The sequence below is a fragment of the Variovorax paradoxus genome (genome assembly GCF_022009635.1).
Classification (GTDB): Bacteria; Pseudomonadota; Gammaproteobacteria; order Burkholderiales; family Burkholderiaceae_C; genus Variovorax.
Genome location: NZ_CP091716.1, coordinates 2,345,863 through 2,360,244 on the forward strand (window position 1 = coordinate 2,345,863; position 14,382 = coordinate 2,360,244).

Genomic DNA, 14,382 nt, shown 5'->3' on the forward strand with positions numbered 1-14,382 from the left:
ATGAAACTGAAGCTCACACACATCCTCGGCGCCACGGCGCTCGCACTGACCGCCGCGCAAGCCATGGCGGCGGACCTGAAGATCGGCTTCATCAGCTCGCTCTCGGGCCCGGTGGCCGCACTCGGCATTCCGTACGAAAAGGGCATTCGCGCCGCGATCGCCGAACACCCCGAGATCGCCGGGCGCAAGGTGCAGCTGATCGTGCTCGACGACGCTTCCGACCCCACCACCGCCGGGCGCAATGCGCGCAAGCTGGTGACGGAGGACAAGGTCGACGTGCTCATCGGCACCTCGGGCGTGCCCGGCGCGATGGCCATCGCCGCGGTGGCCAAGGAGCTGAACACGCCGCTGATCTCGCCCACCCCCGTGACCATTGCCGGCCCCGAGGGCGCGTGGACGGTGACGGTGTCGCAGCCGTTCCCGCTCATGGTGGCGGGCGTGGTCGATCGCATGAAGAAGTCGGGCGTGAAGACGGTGGCCTTCATCGGCTTCTCCGACGCGCTGGGCGACCTAGCCTACGACTCGCTGATGAAGAGTGCCGATGCCGCCGGCATCAAGGTGGTGGCGAACGAGCGCTATGCGCGCAGCGATTCGTCGGTGGCCGGGCAGGTGCTGAAGATCGTCGCGGCGCGGCCCGACGCGGTGTTCGCGGGCAATTCGGGTACGCCGGGCGCGCTGCCCTACATCGCGCTGGCCGACCGTGGCTACAAGGGAAAGATCTACGGCACGCACGGCCTCATCAACGCCGACTTCGTGCGCGTGGGCGGCGCTTCCATCGAAGGACTGCAGGTGCCCAGCGGCCCAGTGCTGGTGGCCGACCAGCTGCCCGACAGCAACCCGATCAAGAAGGTGTCGATGGGCTTTCGCAGCGCCTACCAGAAGGTCAACGGCGCGGTGCCGACCGATGCTTTCTCGTCGTACACCTACGACGCCTACCTGCTGTTGGCCGATGCCGCATCGCGCACCAAGGGCGAGCCGGGCACGCCGGCCTACCGCACGGCGCTGCGCGATGCCATCGTGAGCACGAAGGAGCTGGTGGGCACGCACGGCGTCTACAACTTCAAGCCCGACGACCGCTATGGCTCCGACCAGCGCGGCGTGGTCATCGTGCAGATGACCAAGGGCCAGTGGAAGCTAGTCCCGTAGTCCCGGACCGGCCACCGAGCACACAGCCATGACCACCTACCGCAACCGCCCCGATCTTGTCGCGGCGCTGGTCCGGGACGACCGGGTGCACCGCGACCTGTACCTCAGCGAGGAGCTTTTCGCGCTGGAGCAGGAGCACCTGTTCGCGAACACCTGGGTCTTTCTCGGCCATGCGAGCCAGGTGCCCGAGGCCGGGGACTTCGTCACGCAGGAGATCGCGGGCCGGCCGTTGCTGATGGTGCGGCAGCCCGATGGCGACGTGCATGTGCTCTACAACCGCTGCGCCCACAAGGGCACGCAGCTGGTGACGGACGAGTGCGGCAACACCGGCCGCTTCTTCCGCTGCCCGTATCACGCATGGACCTACAAGCTCGACGGAGCGCCGCTCGGGCTGCCGCTGAAGAACGGCTACGAAGGCACGCAGCTCAAGGCCTGCGAGTCGGGGCAGGGGCTGTCGGTGGTGAAGAACGTGAAGGTGTACCGCGACTTCGTGTTCGTGCGCCTCTCCGAAACCGGGCCTTCCTTCGAGGACTACTTCGGCGAGGTGCTGGGCGCGCTCGACAACATGGTCGACCGTTCGCCCGAAGGCAGGCTGACGGTGGGCGGCGGCGTGCTGCGCAACATCGTCCACTGCAACTGGAAGATGTACCTGGAGAACATCAACGACACGGTGCACCCGATGTCGACGCACGAGTCGGCCACCAAGGCGGCCGAGGCGCTGTGGGAGGGCCATGCGCCCACGGACCCCAAGCCGATGGCGATGGAGCAGATACTGCCCTTCGGCTCGGGCTACGAATTCTTCGACAAGATGGGCGGCCGGGTGTTCGCCAACGGCCACAGCGTGCTGGGCGTGAACTTCAGCATCCATTCCAACTACGCACAGTTGCCGGAGTACGAGGCAGCGATGCGCGCCGCGCACGGCGAAGAGCGTGCCGCGGAGATATTGCAGCGCTCGCCGCAGAACTCGGTCTTCTATCCGAGCCTGTCGGTCAAGGGCTCGCCGCAGGCCATCCGCGTGATCCGCCCGCTGGCGGCCGACCGCACGCTGATCGAGGCCTGGAGCTTCCGCGCGGCGGGCGCGCCCGCGCTACTGTTCGAGCGGGCCATGAGCTACAACCGGCTCGTGTTCTCGCCGATGTCGGTGGTCGCGCACGACGACGTGCACCTGTTCGAGAGCATCCAGCAGGGCCTGCGGGCCGGCGGCAACGAGTGGGTGAGCCTACACCGCAACTACGACCCGGCCGAGACGCAGCAGGCGACGGTCACCACCAACGGCACCAACGAGCTGTTGATGCGCAACCAGTTCCGTGCCTGGGCGAAGTCCATGGCCGCGGGCATGGAGGCCTCGCCATGACGGACCCGCGCGATTTCGTCGCCCATGAAGCGGCACTGCTCGACGAGCGCCGGCTCGATGAATGGCTGGCCCTGTTCGCCGAAGACGGCCACTACTGGGTGCCGCTGCTCGGCGCGGCGCAGGCCGACCCCTTCTCGCACAACTCGCTGGCCTACGAAGACCGGCTGCTGCTGCAGTTGCGCGTGGACCGCCTGAAGAACCCGCGCGCGCATTCGCAGCATCCCGCCAGCCACAGCCAGCACGTGCTGCAGCCTTCGCGCGTCGAACGCGAGGAAGGCGACGAGGCATGGCTGCGCACCCCCTTTCTGTACGTGGAGGCACGCGGCGGGCAGCAGATCCTGCTGAGCGGCACCGCCCGCCACCACCTCGTTCGCACGCCCACCGGCTGGCTGATCCGCGAGAAGCGCATCGACCTGCTCGATGCCGGGCGCGCATTGCCGGCCATCCAGTTGTTCATCTGAGTTACCTGTCCATTCCAACAACCATCCTCACCGGAGCTACGACATGAAGAGCCTGATGCAGACCTTGACGCGCGGCACACTCGCCGCGGTGCTGACCGCCTGTGGCGTTGCGAGCGCGTTGGCGGCCGACCTCAAGGTCGGCCTCAGCGTGTCGCTGTCGGGGCCGAATTCCTCGCTGGGCGTGCCCTACGCCAAGGGCATGCAGGCCGCACTGGCCTACAAGGGTGAGGTGAACGGCCGCAAGGTGCAGCTCATCGTGCTCGACGACGGCTCCGACCCCACCACGGCCGGGCGCAATGCGCGCAAGCTGATCGAGGACGAGAAGGTGGATGTGCTCATGGGCACCTCGGGCGTGCCCGCGGCCATCGCGATGGCGCAGGTCGGCAAGGAAGCGAAGACGCCGATGATCGGCCTCACGCCCATCCTGCTCGACCCCAACGAGAACCCGTGGGTGATGACGGTGGCGCAGCCCACGCAGTTGATGATCGACGCGGTGGTCGAGCGCATGAAGCGCAACAACGTGAAGACCGTGGGCTACATCGGCTTCTCCGACGCCTGGGGCGACCTGGTCTATGACGCGCTCATGAAGGCCGCGCCCGGCGCCGGCATCAAGGTGGTGAGCAACGAGCGCTATGCGCGCGCCGACGCCTCGGTGACCGGCCAGGTGCTGAAGATCGTGGCGCTGCGGCCCGACGCGGTGATGACCGGCGGCGCCGGAACGCCGGGCGCGCTGCCGTTCCTGGCCCTGCAGGAGCGCGGCTACAAGGGCGGCGTGTACGGCCAGCATGGCCTGATCAACCCCGACTTCGTGCGCGTGGTCGGCGCGGCCGGCCAGAACGCGCTGATGCCCACAGGCCCGGTGATCGTGGCCGAGCAGTTGCCCGACAACTATCCGACCAAGAAGATCGCGACCGACTTCCGCGCCGTGTTCCAGAAGGTCAACAACGCGCCGACCAGCGATGCCTTCTCGGCCTACTCTTTTGACGGCTGGCTGGTGTTCGCCGACGCCGCATCGCGCGCCATGAAGAAGGCCGAGCCCGGCACGCCCGAGTTCCGCGTGGCGCTGCGCGACGCCATCTTCAGCACCAAGGAAGTGGTGGGCACGCACGGTGTCTACACCTTCAAACCCGGTAGCCTTTACGGCGTGGATGAACGCGCCCGGGTGATCGTCAAGCTCGACAACGGCCAATGGAAGCTCGCACCTTGAACCTCATGCATTCGACTTTCCGGAGGGCCGCGCGATGACGTGGGACGTGGCGCTGATCCTCCTCACCGACGGCCTGGCCAACGGGGCCGTCTACCTGCTGGCCGGGCTCGGGCTGGTGCTGATCTTCTCGGTCACGCGGGTGGTGTTCGTGCCGTTCGGCGACATCGCGGCCTTCGCGGCGCTGTCGCTCGCGGCCTTCGAGACCGACCGCGTGCCGCCGACCATCGGCATGGTCGCGGTGCTGGCCGCGCTGGCATTGGCCACCGAGGTCGGCAGCCTGCTGCGCCGCGGCGAGGCCAAGCGCATCCCGAAGGCGGTGCTGATGTGGGGCGTGCTGCCAGCCATTCCGTGCGTGTTGGCGTGGCTGGCCGCGCGGCCCGGCGTGCCGGTGGCTGTGCACATCGCGGTGGCCGTGCTGCTGGTGGTGCCCATCGCGCCGCTGCTGGCGCGGGTGGTGTTCCAGCCGATCGCGGATGCGTCGGTGCTGGTGCTGCTGATCGTTTCGCTGGCGCTGCACTTCCTGCTGTCGGGGTTGGGCCTGCTGTTCTTCGGGCCTGAAGGTTCGCGCACCACGCCGCTGACCAGCGCTGTGTTCACACTGAGCGATGGTTTCACCGTCAGCGGGCAGGTGGTGCTGATGGTGGGAGCGGCCATCGTGCTGAGCGGGCTGTTCTTCCTGGTGTTCGAGCGCACGGTGGCCGGCAAGGCGCTGCGCGCCACGGCGGTGAACCGGGTGGGCGCGCGGCTGGTGGGCATCCGGCCAGTGCGCACGGCGCTGCTGGCCTACGGCTGCGCCTCGCTGCTGGCCGGGCTGATCGGCGTGCTGATCGCGCCGGTGACGACCATGTATTACGACTCGGGCTTCATCATCGGACTGAAGGCCTTCGTGGCCGCGATCATCGGCGGGCTCGTGAGCTACCCGATGACGGCCGTGGGCGCGCTCGCGGTCGGCGTGGTGGAGAGCTTTGCCTCGTTCTGGAGCGGCGCGCTGAAGGACGTGATCGTGTTCAGCCTGCTGATTCCGGTGCTCATGCTGCGCTCCTTCATGGCGGCGCACGCGGAAGAGGAAGAAGACGAGGTGGACCAATGAACGGCAATCGCAAACGCATGGCGTGGATCGCCGGGCTGGTCGTGGTGCTGGCGCTGGTGCCGGCGGTGGCGGGCAGCTTCACCGTCTCGCTGCTCAACGACATCGGCATCGGTGCGCTGGTGGCGCTGGGGCTGGTGCTGCTGACCGGCGTGGGCGGCGCGACCTCGTTCGGGCAGGCGGCCTTCGTGGGCATCGCGGCCTATGCGACGGCATGGCTCACGACGACGCAGGGCATGTCGCCCTGGATCGGGCTGCTGTTCGCGCTGCTGCTCACGGGGGTGTCGGCGCTGGCCATCGGCATGCTCACGCTGCGGCTGGGCGGACACTTCCTGCCGCTGAGCACCATCGCCTGGGGGCTGTCGATCGCGATGCTGTTCGGCAACGTCGATGCGCTGGGCCGGCACACGGGGCTGTCGAACATTCCGCCGCTGCAGGTGGCGGGCTGGTCGCTGGCCGATCCGCGCGCGATGTACTACCTGATCTGGGTGGTGGTGGGGCTGGCCTGCCTGTTCAGCCACAACCTGCTGCAGTCGCGGCCGGGGCGTGCCATTCGCGGGCTGCGCGGCGGCGCGACGCTGCTGGCGAGCGTGGGGGCGGATGCGTACCGCGTGCGGCTGTCGCTGTTCGTCACGGCCGCGCTGTTCGCGGGGCTGGCGGGCTGGCTCTATGCGCACATGAACCGCTTCGTGAGCCCGTCGCCATTCGACGTGCGCGCCAGCATCGAGTACCTGCTGATGGCGGTGGCCGGCGGCCTCGGCCAGCTTGCGGGCGCGCTGGTGGGCGCCGCGCTGGTGCTGGTGCTCAAGAACGGCCTGCAGGACGTGCTGCCCATGCTCACGCAGCGGGCAGGGCAGCTGGAGGCGGTGGCCTTCGCGGCGCTCTTCATCCTGCTGCTGCACTTTGCGCGCGGCGGTGTGATGGGCCTGCTGCGCCGCTGGACGCGCAGGCGCGGTTCGGCGCGAGAGCCGTCGCGCCACGATGCGCCGCCGGTCGAGCCTCTGCCGCACCGCACGCTGCCCGAGCGCGGCTCGCAGGTGCTGTCGGTGAACGGCGCGGTCAAGCGCTTCGGCGGGCTGGTGGCGGTGAACGACGTGAGCTTCGACGTGAAGGCCGGAGAGATCGTCGGGCTGATCGGGCCCAACGGCGCAGGCAAGTCGACCATGTTCAACCTGCTGACCTGCACGCTGCCGATGAGCTCGGGCCAGGTGCGCTTCCTGGCGCACGACATCGCCGGCATGCCGCAGCGCGAGGTGGCGCGGCTGGGTCTGGCGCGCACCTTCCAGCATGTGAAGCTGCGCCCGCACATGAGCCTGCTGGACAACGTGGCGCTGGGCGCGCATTCGCGCACGCGCTCGGGCATCCTGAAGGCCGGGCTGCGGCTGGACCGCACGGAAGAGCGGCAGATCCTGCAGGAGGCGCAGCGACAGCTCGACCGCATCGGCCTGGGCGACCGCGCGCATGAACTCGCGGGCAGCCTGCCGCTGGGCACGCAGCGCATTCTGGAAATCGCACGCGCGCTGGCTGCCGACCCCGTGCTGCTGGTGCTCGACGAGCCCGCCGCCGGCCTGCGCCGCAAGGAAAAGATGGCGTTAGGCGATCTGCTTCGCAAGCTGCGCGAGGAGGGCGTGACCATCCTCATCGTCGAACACGACATGGACTTCGTGATGAAACTGGTAGACCGGTTGGTGGTGATGAACTTCGGCTCCAAGCTCGTGGAGGGCGTGCCGTCCGCGGTGCGCGCGGACGAGCGCGTGCAGGCGGCCTACCTGGGGAGCGTCGTATGACCGCGATGCTCGAGATTGGCGACCTGCACGTGTCGTACGGGCAGGTGGAGGCGGTGCGTGGCGTGTCGCTCGACCTGCAGCCGGGGCAGATCATCTCGGTGATCGGCCCGAACGGCGCGGGAAAGACCACGCTGCTGGCTGCCGCCATGGGCCTGCTGCCCTGCAAGGGCACGCTGCGCTTCGAGGGCGAAGACCTGCAGGGGCTCGACGTGGAAGCGCGCGTGGAGCGCGGCCTGTGCCTCGTGCCGGAGAAGCGCGAGCTGTTCGGCGAACTCACCGTGCTCGACAACCTGCAGCTCGGCGCCTATGCCAAGCGGCTGCGCGGCGATGCGATGAAGAAGCGGCTGCAGTCGGTGTACGACCGCTTTCCCCGGCTGGCGGAACGGCGGACGCAGCGCGCCGACACGCTCTCGGGCGGCGAGCGGCAGATGCTGGCGGTGGGCCGCGCGCTGATGTCGGCGCCCCGGCTGCTGATGCTCGACGAGCCCAGCCTGGGCTTGGCGCCGCTGATCGTGCGGGACATCCTGACCATCGTGCGCAAGCTGCGCGATGACGGCGTGTCGATCCTGCTGGTGGAGCAGAACGCGCGCGCGGCGCTGGAAAGCTCGGACCAGGGCTACGTGCTGGAGACCGGCGAGATCGCGCTGTCGGGCGCCTCGGCCGAACTGGCGAGCGACCCGCGCGTGCAGGCGACCTACCTCGGCGGAGGCACGCACGATGACGACTGATGTTCGCGCCGTGCCGCCTGCCCGGCGCACGCTGCCTGCAATGCTGCTGCGGCAGGCCGATGTGTTCGGTGCGCGCGCGCTGCTGCGCATCGGGGCGCACGCCTGGACGCATCGCGACGCGGCGCAGGCCGCCGCAGTCCGTGCCGGTGCGTTGGCGGCCGCGGGCGTGGCGCGCGGCGACCGCATCGCGGTGATGTGCGGCAACCGCATCGAGTTTCTGGAGAGCTTTCTCGGCGCGGGCTGGCTGGGGGCGTCGACCGTTCCGGTCAACACCGCATCGATGGGGCCGCAGGTCGAATACTTCCTGGCGAACAGCCAGGCGAAGCTGCTGGTGATCGAGGCGGCGTTCGTCGAGCGGCTTGCGACAGCCGACCTGGCGCGCACGTCATTGCGCGAGATCTGGGTGGTAGGAGGCTCGGAGGCTGTCGAATGGCAGGTGCCCGCCGGCGTGCGCGTGGTGCCGTACCCCGAAGCAGGAGACGCCCTGGAGCCGGCGCCGGTGCAACCCGGCGATCCGCTTGCCATCCTCTATACCTCGGGCACTACAGGGCCCGCCAAGGGCGTGATCTGCCCGCATGCGCAGTATTTCTGGTGGGGCGTGAACAGCGCGGAAGTGCTCGGCGTGGGAGCCGATGACGTGCTGTGCACCACGCTTCCGCTGTTCCATATCAACGCGCTCAACACCTTCGCGCAGGCTGCGCTGACGGGTGCCGAGGTGGTGTTCGAATCGCGCTTCTCGGCGTCGGGCTTCTGGCCCGCGATGCGTGCGAGCCGCGCGACGGTGGTGTACCTGTTGGGCGCGATGGTGCCGATTCTGTTGGCGCAGCCGGAAGGCGCGGGGGAGCGGGAGCATCGGGTGCGCATCGGGCTCGGGCCTGGCGTGCCTTCCGCCGCGGGTGCGACGTTCAAGGCGCGCACGGGCGTGTCGCTGCTCGAGGGCTACGGCTCGACCGAGACCAACTTCGCCATCGCCACCGCGCCCGATTCGCCGCGCGGCGGCGTCATGGGCTGGTTGCGGCCAGGTTTCCAGGCGCGCGTGGCCGATGAAGACGACGTGGCGTTGCCGCCTGGCGAAGCCGGCGAATTGCTGCTGCGCGCGGACGAGCCCTATGCCTTTGCGAGCGGCTACTTCAACATGCCGGAAAAGACGGTCGAGGCCTGGCGCAATCTCTGGTTCCATACCGGAGACCGCGTGGTGCGCGATGCCGACGGGGCCTTTCGTTTCGTCGACCGCATCAAGGACGCGATCCGGCGGCGGGGCGAGAACATCTCTTCGTTCGAGGTCGAGCAGGTGCTGCTGAGCCATCCGGGCGTGGCCGCGTGTGCCGTGTATCCGGTGCGCTCCGAACTGGCGGAAGACGAGGTGATGGCGGCGCTGGTTGCGCGCGAAGGCGTGCCGGTCGATCCTGCCGAACTGGCGCGTTTCTGCGAAGGGCGCTTGCCTTACTTCGCGGTGCCGCGCTACATCGACGTGCTGGCCGATCTGCCGCGCACCGAGAACGGCAAGGTGCAGAAGTTCAAGCTGCGCGAGCGCGGCGTGGGGCCGCTGACGTGGGACGGCCGGCCCGCGAGGAGCTAGACGCATGATGGACGCAGCGTCGACCCTTTCCGGCCGCGTGGCGTTCGTGACGGGGGCAGGACGCGGGCTTGGCGAGGCCATTGCCCGCGGGCTGTCGGAGGCGGGAGCGAAAGTCGCGTTGGCGGATGTCGATCTTGCAGGCGTGGAGGCGGTGGCAAAGGAGATCGGCGGCCTCGCGCTGCGGCTCGATGTGCGTAACGAGGCCGGGTTCCGCGCCTGCTTCGACGAGGCCGTGGCGCACTTTGGCGCCGTCGACATCATGGTCAACAACGCGGCGCGCACGCCGACCACCTCGCTGTGGGAGATCACGCCCGAGGAGTGGGACGACGTGCTCGCCATCAACCTGCGCGGCAGCTTCTTCGGCTGCCGCATTGCCGGCCGGCACATGCGCGAGCGGGGTACAGGGCGCATCGTCAACCTGGCGTCGATGGCGGGGCAGCAGTCCAGCGCGGCGACCGGCGTGCACTACGCGGCGAGCAAGGCGGGGTTGCTGGCGCTGACGCGCTCGTTCGCGCAGGAACTGGCACCGCACGGCGTGACCGTGAACGCGCTGGCGCCAGCGGCGATCCGGAGCCCCCTGCTCGAGGCGCTGGACCCCGCGCGGCGGCAGACGCTGCAAGCGAGCATTCCGATCGGGCGCTTCGGTTTGCCGGAGGAAGTGGCAGCCGCGGTGGTTTATCTCGCGTCCCCGGCGGCGGCCTTCTTGACCGGCGCCACCCTGGATCTCAACGGCGGCCGTTTCATGCGGTGACAACCCGTGCTCGTCCGCACCGCTAAAATGATTCAGAACTAAAACATTCAGGTATGTACTCAAATTCATTGACTGGCCGCCATGCACTCGTCACGGGTGCCGCACGCGGCATTGGCGCCGAGATCGCCCGTACCCTTGCCGCCCAGGGGGCTCTTCTGACCCTGCTGGGGCGTGATCGCGAGGCACTGCAGCGGGTGGCCGACTCGCTGGAAGGCGACGGGCATGGCGTGGTTGCCGCGGATGTGGCGAACCAGGAGGCGGTACAGGCGGCCTTCGCCGAGGCGCGCGCCGTACGCGGGCCGGTCGCGATCCTCGTCAACAACGCGGGTGCGGCCGAGAGTGCGCCGTTCCTCAAGACTTCGTTTGATCTCTGGCAGCGGATGCTGTCGGTCAACCTCACGGGCAGCTTCCTGTGCGCGCAGGCGGCGCTACCCGACATGCTCGACGCCGGCTGGGGGCGCATCGTCAATATCGCCAGCACGGCGGGGCAGAAGGGCTATGCCTATGTGGCGGCCTACACGGCCGCCAAGCACGGCGTGGTCGGGCTCACGCGTTCGCTGGCGCTCGAAGTGGCGCGCAAGGGCATCACGGTGAATGCGGTGTGCCCCGGCTATACCGACACCGACATTTTGCGCAACAGCGTGGCCAATGTGGTCGGCAAGACAGGACGCAGCGAAGCCGATGCGCTGGCGGAGTTCTCGAGCGTCAACCCGCAGCGCCGCATCGTGCAGCCGGCAGAGGTGGCCGACACAGTGCGCTGGCTGTGCGGCGAAGGTGCTGCGTCGGTTACGGGGCAGTCGATCTCGGTTTCAGGAGGAGAAGTGACATGACACGCAACGATGCTTCTCATGCGGCGTTGAGCGACGCCGAAGAACTGGGCCACGAAGCGCGCGCCGGCCATGAAGACCACGCGATGCTCAAGCTGTGGCTGCGCATGCTGGCCAGTACCACGCAGATCGAGGCCGAGATCCGGCGCCGGCTGCGGGAGCGCTTCGGTATCTCGCTGGCACGCTTCGACTACATGGCGCAGCTCTACCGCTACAAGGACGGGCTGAAGATGCGCGTGCTGTCGCGCTATCTGATGGTGACGGGCGGCAACGTCACGGGCCTGACGGACGAACTCGAACGCGAAGGCATGGTGGCGCGCGCACCCAGCCCGGACGACCGCCGTGCGTGGATCGTGAGTCTCACGCCCACCGGGCGCCGCACTTTTGAGACCATGGCGAGCGAGCACGAGCAATGGATCCTCGAAATGTTCTCGGGGCTCGACATGAAGACGGTGAAGCAACTGCATACGCAGCTTGGCCTGCTGCGTGTGCACGTGATGCGCGGCGAGCCTTCGGGCGAGGAGGGGTGAGCATGGGCGAGAGCAGCGAGTTTTGCCGGCCGAGGCTGATCCGCTTCTCGGACTGCGATCCGGCGGGAATCGTCTTCTATCCGCAGTACTTCGTGATGCTCAACGGCCTCGTCGAAGACTGGGTGAACGAAGGCCTCGGGCTCAGCTATCACGGGCTGGTGGCGCAGCGGCGAATCGGCCTGCCGACCGTGAAGCTCGAAGCCGACTTCCGCGCGGTGAGCCGCATGGGCGATCAGGTGATGCTCGGACTGGCCGTCGAGCGACTGGGTTCGCGTTCGATGACCTTGCGCGTGCGCTGCTTCGATCCCGTCGATGGTGAGGTGCGCATGCAGATGCAGCAGGTGCTGGTGACCACGTCGCTCGAAACGCATCGCGCGGTTGCCATTCCGGATGACATGCGCGCGGCCATCGTGCGCAACGCGCCCGAATTGGGCTGAGCTTCTTCAGGCAGCGGGCTCGCTGCCGGCCGTAGCGTCCTGAGCGCGCTTCTTCAGCCAGCCGGTGAGTTCCTTCTTTCCCTTGGCATTGGCGGCACGCCACGCCTCGCGTGCCGCCGCGATGAAGCGCTCTTCCGCCGCATCGGGCACTTCGCTGGGACGGTCTTCCTTGTCGAGCCAGCCGGTTTCCACGTTGCAGTGCCGTTCGATCTGTCGCGCCAGGTTGTCGCCGATGGGCCGCGAACTCTTGATCTGGCTCCACATGCTGGGAGATATTTCGATCTTCTTCGCGAACGCCTGGTCCAGGCCCTTGGCAGGCAGGCCCGCGGCAACGGCCTCTTCGAGAAAACGGCGATGAAGCGCGAGGGCATTGCGGCGACGCGCGACGGTGATATTGGGCACTGTTCAAAAACAACAACAAGACAAAAAAAGATTGTCCCGGTTGTTGACGTCGCCGTAAACACTATTTACAGTTGTCTTCATTCGCGGCCCAAGCCGTACCTTTTTTCCAACCCCTAACAGCCGACAGCGGCAATTTTTGACTCAGGAACCATCGTGAACATCGCATTGACCCTCGCCAGCATTCGACCCGCCTCGGGCCGATCGCTCGTGCGCGTCTGGGCGTGCGGTGGTTTCGGCGGCATGCCGTCGACCCGACTGAATCAGCACCAGAGCCACGTGTATTCCACGAAAGCCGCAGCCAGCCTGCGCGTTGGAAAAGTCGAGGATCAGGTGCTACCGGGTGGAGGTTGCGCGTAGGCGCATACCTTCCAAGCTCTCTCTTGCAGAGGCCCGGACACCGAAAGGTTCCGGGCCTTTTTGTTTTGCTTGTTTGTTTGTTGTCGGCCGTGCTTGGCCATTCCGGGTGTGCCTTCACCACACCGCCAGAGCCCACCGCGTAGACGGTCTGGCGGGATGTGCAGGAATTGATCACTCCTGTGCAGCGACGTCGTACGGGACAGCGCCCAGCGTGCTGTTCGTCGCGTGAGGACACAACCGGAATGGAAAGCGAGCGGGCTACCGCTTTCACCACCGAACCCGAGCGGGACCGGGCCATGCAGATGGCCCTCCCGCGGAAACCGGCCGCAAAGATTGGGCGGCGCCGGAACTCGTAACCGGACACTTTTTCGATTCTTGTTTTTCGACCCGCGTTAGCTCAATGGATCAGAGCACTTGCCTACGAAGCAAGGGGTTGCACGTTCGAGTCGTGCACGTGGGGCCATTTTTCTGTTTGCTGTCACACCAACCAAGGAGCCGTCATGCGCAAGCGCAATACCCCGATCCGGATGATCACCGTGCGTCCCGCACAGCCGCGCAAGCGCATGGTGCTGGCCTTGGCCCAACGCTTCGGCATCGTGACCGATGCACGGCGTGCCTCGGAAAGCGGCGACGCACCGCCCGGTCGCGAGCTTCAGCTCGAAGGCCTCGATCTCGACCAGCGCGTGCGCGCGGTCGGCGAGTGGTAGAGCCGACCGATCATGTTTCATGGTGCGCGTAGCTCAATGGCAGAGCCGCGGGTTGTGGTCCCGCTGACGACGGTTCGATCCCGTTCGTGCACCCCATCGTTTTCTGGATTTCACTCAACGTCGTCACGACGACCATCGCCGCGAAAGGAGGCGAGACATGCATCCTCACGTCCTGCAACTCGATATTCAGGGCACGCCGCAAGCCTGGATCTCGCTGGAGCAGGCGGTGTTGCACTACGCCACCGGCTCCGTGGCCTGGGAAGACGGCGACCTGCCGCTGGCGACGCTGCGCGGCGGTTTCAACGTAGCGCGCGGTGTGCAGTCGCGCGTCGAGGTGGCGCCGATCATCGCGCTGCGCGGTGCTTCGAAGATCAATCTCTTCGACGTGGTCCCGAGCGTCACCAAGACCAAGCTGCTTCGCCGCGACCGCCACACCTGCGCCTACTGCGCAGGCGTGTTCCAGGAGCGCGATCTGCAGTGCGAGCATGTGATGCCCGAGTCGCGCGGCGGCCCGTGGACATGGACCAACCTCGTGAGCGCGTGTGCGGTCTGCAACAACCGCAAGGCCGCGCGCACGCCGGAGGAAGCAGGCATGCCGCTGGTGTACCTGCCTTATGTGCCGAGCCGCTTCGAGAACTTTCTGCTCGAAGGTCGCAACATCCGTGCGGACGTGCACGAGTGGCTCGCGAAGCGGCTGCCCAAGGGTTCGCGGCTCCAGTAGGGGCTTGGCGGTGATGTTCGTTCTCGCCGGTGCCTATGAAAAAAGCCCGCTGTCCTGGAGGCAGCGGGCTTTGTCGTTTGAGGCGTGCGGATCAGCGTCCGACGCCGAAGAAGCGGTAGGCGATCACCCCCGCAGCTGCAAGTCCTCCCACGATGACAGCGATCACTTTGGTGGCGCGGCCGGTGCCGCGTCGCGGGCGAGGCCAATGGTCCGGCCCGATCAAGTCGATGGGTACCGTGGGTTTGCCTATGTCGGAAGCCTTTTCCATGGCAAGAAATATAGCCTACGCCCAGAATCACAT

At 67.4% G+C, this 14,382-nt stretch carries 17 protein-coding genes and 2 tRNA genes; 17 read left to right on the forward strand and 2 right to left on the reverse strand.

The features are described from left to right. Genes L3V85_RS10945 through L3V85_RS11000 form a run of 12 tightly spaced genes read left to right on the forward strand, consistent with a single transcriptional unit; the run spans nucleotide 1 to nucleotide 11,894 of the window. Nucleotides 1-1,146: an ABC transporter substrate-binding protein gene (locus tag L3V85_RS10945; RefSeq protein ID WP_237679317.1), complete on the forward strand. Its 1,146-nt coding sequence runs from the start codon at nucleotides 1-3 to the stop codon at nucleotides 1,144-1,146. 28 nt (nucleotides 1,147-1,174) lie between these two features. Continuing rightward, nucleotides 1,175-2,500, forward strand: a complete 1,326-nt coding sequence (locus L3V85_RS10950) for an aromatic ring-hydroxylating dioxygenase subunit alpha (protein ID WP_237679318.1) — start codon at nucleotides 1,175-1,177, stop codon at nucleotides 2,498-2,500. Further along, nucleotides 2,497-2,961: an aromatic-ring-hydroxylating dioxygenase subunit beta gene (locus L3V85_RS10955; protein WP_237679319.1), complete on the forward strand. Its 465-nt coding sequence runs from the start codon at nucleotides 2,497-2,499 to the stop codon at nucleotides 2,959-2,961. Before L3V85_RS10950 ends, L3V85_RS10955 begins: the two co-directional genes overlap by 4 nt. A 43-nt stretch (nucleotides 2,962-3,004) precedes the next feature. Next, nucleotides 3,005-4,168: an ABC transporter substrate-binding protein gene (locus L3V85_RS10960; protein ID WP_237679320.1), complete on the forward strand. Its 1,164-nt coding sequence runs from the start codon at nucleotides 3,005-3,007 to the stop codon at nucleotides 4,166-4,168. Between the two features lie 34 nt (nucleotides 4,169-4,202). Next, entirely contained in the window at nucleotides 4,203-5,258 is a 1,056-nt protein-coding gene (locus tag L3V85_RS10965) for a branched-chain amino acid ABC transporter permease (RefSeq protein ID WP_237679321.1), read from the forward strand. Further along, nucleotides 5,255-7,042: an ABC transporter permease subunit gene (locus L3V85_RS10970; protein ID WP_237679322.1), complete on the forward strand. Its 1,788-nt coding sequence runs from the start codon at nucleotides 5,255-5,257 to the stop codon at nucleotides 7,040-7,042. The genes L3V85_RS10965 and L3V85_RS10970 overlap by 4 nt, the downstream gene beginning before the upstream one ends. Further along, on the forward strand, nucleotides 7,039-7,770 hold the full coding sequence (locus L3V85_RS10975; protein ID WP_237679323.1) for an ABC transporter ATP-binding protein: 732 nt from the start codon (nucleotides 7,039-7,041) through the stop codon (nucleotides 7,768-7,770). The genes L3V85_RS10970 and L3V85_RS10975 overlap by 4 nt, the downstream gene beginning before the upstream one ends. Beyond that, complete coding sequence (locus L3V85_RS10980) at nucleotides 7,760-9,349, forward strand: ATP-dependent acyl-CoA ligase (RefSeq protein ID WP_237679324.1); 1,590 nt, start codon at nucleotides 7,760-7,762, stop codon at nucleotides 9,347-9,349. The genes L3V85_RS10975 and L3V85_RS10980 overlap by 11 nt, the downstream gene beginning before the upstream one ends. A gap of 4 nt (nucleotides 9,350-9,353) precedes the next feature. Beyond that, nucleotides 9,354-10,100 carry an SDR family NAD(P)-dependent oxidoreductase gene (locus tag L3V85_RS10985; protein WP_237679325.1) on the forward strand — a complete coding sequence of 249 codons (747 nt, stop codon included), beginning with the start codon at nucleotides 9,354-9,356 and terminating at the stop codon, nucleotides 10,098-10,100. Between the two features lie 53 nt (nucleotides 10,101-10,153). After that, the gene (locus tag L3V85_RS10990; RefSeq protein ID WP_237679326.1) at nucleotides 10,154-10,930 is read left to right on the forward strand and encodes an SDR family NAD(P)-dependent oxidoreductase; all 777 of its coding nucleotides are present in this window, start codon (nucleotides 10,154-10,156) and stop codon (nucleotides 10,928-10,930) included. Further along, nucleotides 10,927-11,457 carry a MarR family winged helix-turn-helix transcriptional regulator gene (locus L3V85_RS10995; RefSeq protein WP_237679327.1) on the forward strand — a complete coding sequence of 177 codons (531 nt, stop codon included), beginning with the start codon at nucleotides 10,927-10,929 and terminating at the stop codon, nucleotides 11,455-11,457. Before L3V85_RS10990 ends, L3V85_RS10995 begins: the two co-directional genes overlap by 4 nt. Nucleotides 11,458-11,459: 2 nt before the next feature. Continuing rightward, entirely contained in the window at nucleotides 11,460-11,894 is a 435-nt protein-coding gene (locus tag L3V85_RS11000; protein WP_237679328.1) for an acyl-CoA thioesterase, read from the forward strand. A 6-nt stretch (nucleotides 11,895-11,900) separates the two neighbouring features. Here the strand turns inward: L3V85_RS11000 and L3V85_RS11005 are convergent, their stop codons facing one another. Continuing rightward, nucleotides 11,901-12,296, reverse strand: coding sequence for a hypothetical protein (locus L3V85_RS11005; protein ID WP_237679329.1), 396 nt, complete (start codon nucleotides 12,294-12,296; stop codon nucleotides 11,901-11,903). Between the two features lie 153 nt (nucleotides 12,297-12,449). Between L3V85_RS11005 and L3V85_RS11010 the strand changes: the two genes are divergently transcribed. The 5 genes from L3V85_RS11010 to L3V85_RS11030 all read left to right on the forward strand — a co-directional run bounded on the left by L3V85_RS11010 (nucleotide 12,450) and on the right by L3V85_RS11030 (nucleotide 14,081). Then, nucleotides 12,450-12,653 carry a hypothetical protein gene (locus L3V85_RS11010; RefSeq protein WP_237679330.1) on the forward strand — a complete coding sequence of 68 codons (204 nt, stop codon included), beginning with the start codon at nucleotides 12,450-12,452 and terminating at the stop codon, nucleotides 12,651-12,653. A gap of 386 nt (nucleotides 12,654-13,039) precedes the next feature. Continuing rightward, nucleotides 13,040-13,116 (forward strand) — tRNA-Arg (locus tag L3V85_RS11015). A gap of 37 nt (nucleotides 13,117-13,153) precedes the next feature. Further along, the gene (locus tag L3V85_RS11020; RefSeq protein ID WP_237679331.1) at nucleotides 13,154-13,360 is read left to right on the forward strand and encodes a short-chain dehydrogenase; all 207 of its coding nucleotides are present in this window, start codon (nucleotides 13,154-13,156) and stop codon (nucleotides 13,358-13,360) included. 22 nt (nucleotides 13,361-13,382) lie between these two features. Then, nucleotides 13,383-13,456 (forward strand) — tRNA-His (locus L3V85_RS11025). Nucleotides 13,457-13,517: 61 nt separating this feature from the next. Next, nucleotides 13,518-14,081: an HNH endonuclease gene (locus tag L3V85_RS11030; RefSeq protein ID WP_237679332.1), complete on the forward strand. Its 564-nt coding sequence runs from the start codon at nucleotides 13,518-13,520 to the stop codon at nucleotides 14,079-14,081. A 91-nt stretch (nucleotides 14,082-14,172) separates the two neighbouring features. On the opposite strand, the gene L3V85_RS11035 is transcribed toward L3V85_RS11030, so the two are convergent. Next, nucleotides 14,173-14,349, reverse strand: coding sequence for a hypothetical protein (locus L3V85_RS11035; protein WP_237679333.1), 177 nt, complete (start codon nucleotides 14,347-14,349; stop codon nucleotides 14,173-14,175). Between the last annotated feature and the right edge of the window lie 33 nt (nucleotides 14,350-14,382).

Excerpts from the sequence above, each read along its gene's own strand:
- L3V85_RS10960 (WP_237679320.1), top strand. The coding sequence starts at position 3,005 with ATGAAGAGCCTGATGCAGACCTTGACGCGCGGCACACTCGCCGCGGTG.
- L3V85_RS10980 (WP_237679324.1), top strand. The coding sequence starts at position 7,760 with ATGACGACTGATGTTCGCGCCGTGCCGCCTGCCCGGCGCACGCTGCCT.
- L3V85_RS10975 (WP_237679323.1), top strand. The coding sequence starts at position 7,039 with ATGACCGCGATGCTCGAGATTGGCGACCTGCACGTGTCGTACGGGCAG.
- L3V85_RS10965 (WP_237679321.1), top strand. The coding sequence starts at position 4,203 with ATGACGTGGGACGTGGCGCTGATCCTCCTCACCGACGGCCTGGCCAAC.
- L3V85_RS10950 (WP_237679318.1), top strand. The coding sequence starts at position 1,175 with ATGACCACCTACCGCAACCGCCCCGATCTTGTCGCGGCGCTGGTCCGG.
- L3V85_RS11030 (WP_237679332.1), top strand. The coding sequence starts at position 13,518 with ATGCATCCTCACGTCCTGCAACTCGATATTCAGGGCACGCCGCAAGCC.
- L3V85_RS11035 (WP_237679333.1), bottom strand. The coding sequence starts at position 14,349 with ATGGAAAAGGCTTCCGACATAGGCAAACCCACGGTACCCATCGACTTG.
- L3V85_RS10955 (WP_237679319.1), top strand. The coding sequence starts at position 2,497 with ATGACGGACCCGCGCGATTTCGTCGCCCATGAAGCGGCACTGCTCGAC.
- L3V85_RS10945 (WP_237679317.1), top strand. The coding sequence starts at position 1 with ATGAAACTGAAGCTCACACACATCCTCGGCGCCACGGCGCTCGCACTG.
- L3V85_RS10985 (WP_237679325.1), top strand. The coding sequence starts at position 9,354 with ATGATGGACGCAGCGTCGACCCTTTCCGGCCGCGTGGCGTTCGTGACG.
- L3V85_RS10995 (WP_237679327.1), top strand. The coding sequence starts at position 10,927 with ATGACACGCAACGATGCTTCTCATGCGGCGTTGAGCGACGCCGAAGAA.
- L3V85_RS10990 (WP_237679326.1), top strand. The coding sequence starts at position 10,154 with ATGTACTCAAATTCATTGACTGGCCGCCATGCACTCGTCACGGGTGCC.
- L3V85_RS11020 (WP_237679331.1), top strand. The coding sequence starts at position 13,154 with ATGCGCAAGCGCAATACCCCGATCCGGATGATCACCGTGCGTCCCGCA.
- L3V85_RS11000 (WP_237679328.1), top strand. The coding sequence starts at position 11,460 with ATGGGCGAGAGCAGCGAGTTTTGCCGGCCGAGGCTGATCCGCTTCTCG.
- L3V85_RS10970 (WP_237679322.1), top strand. The coding sequence starts at position 5,255 with ATGAACGGCAATCGCAAACGCATGGCGTGGATCGCCGGGCTGGTCGTG.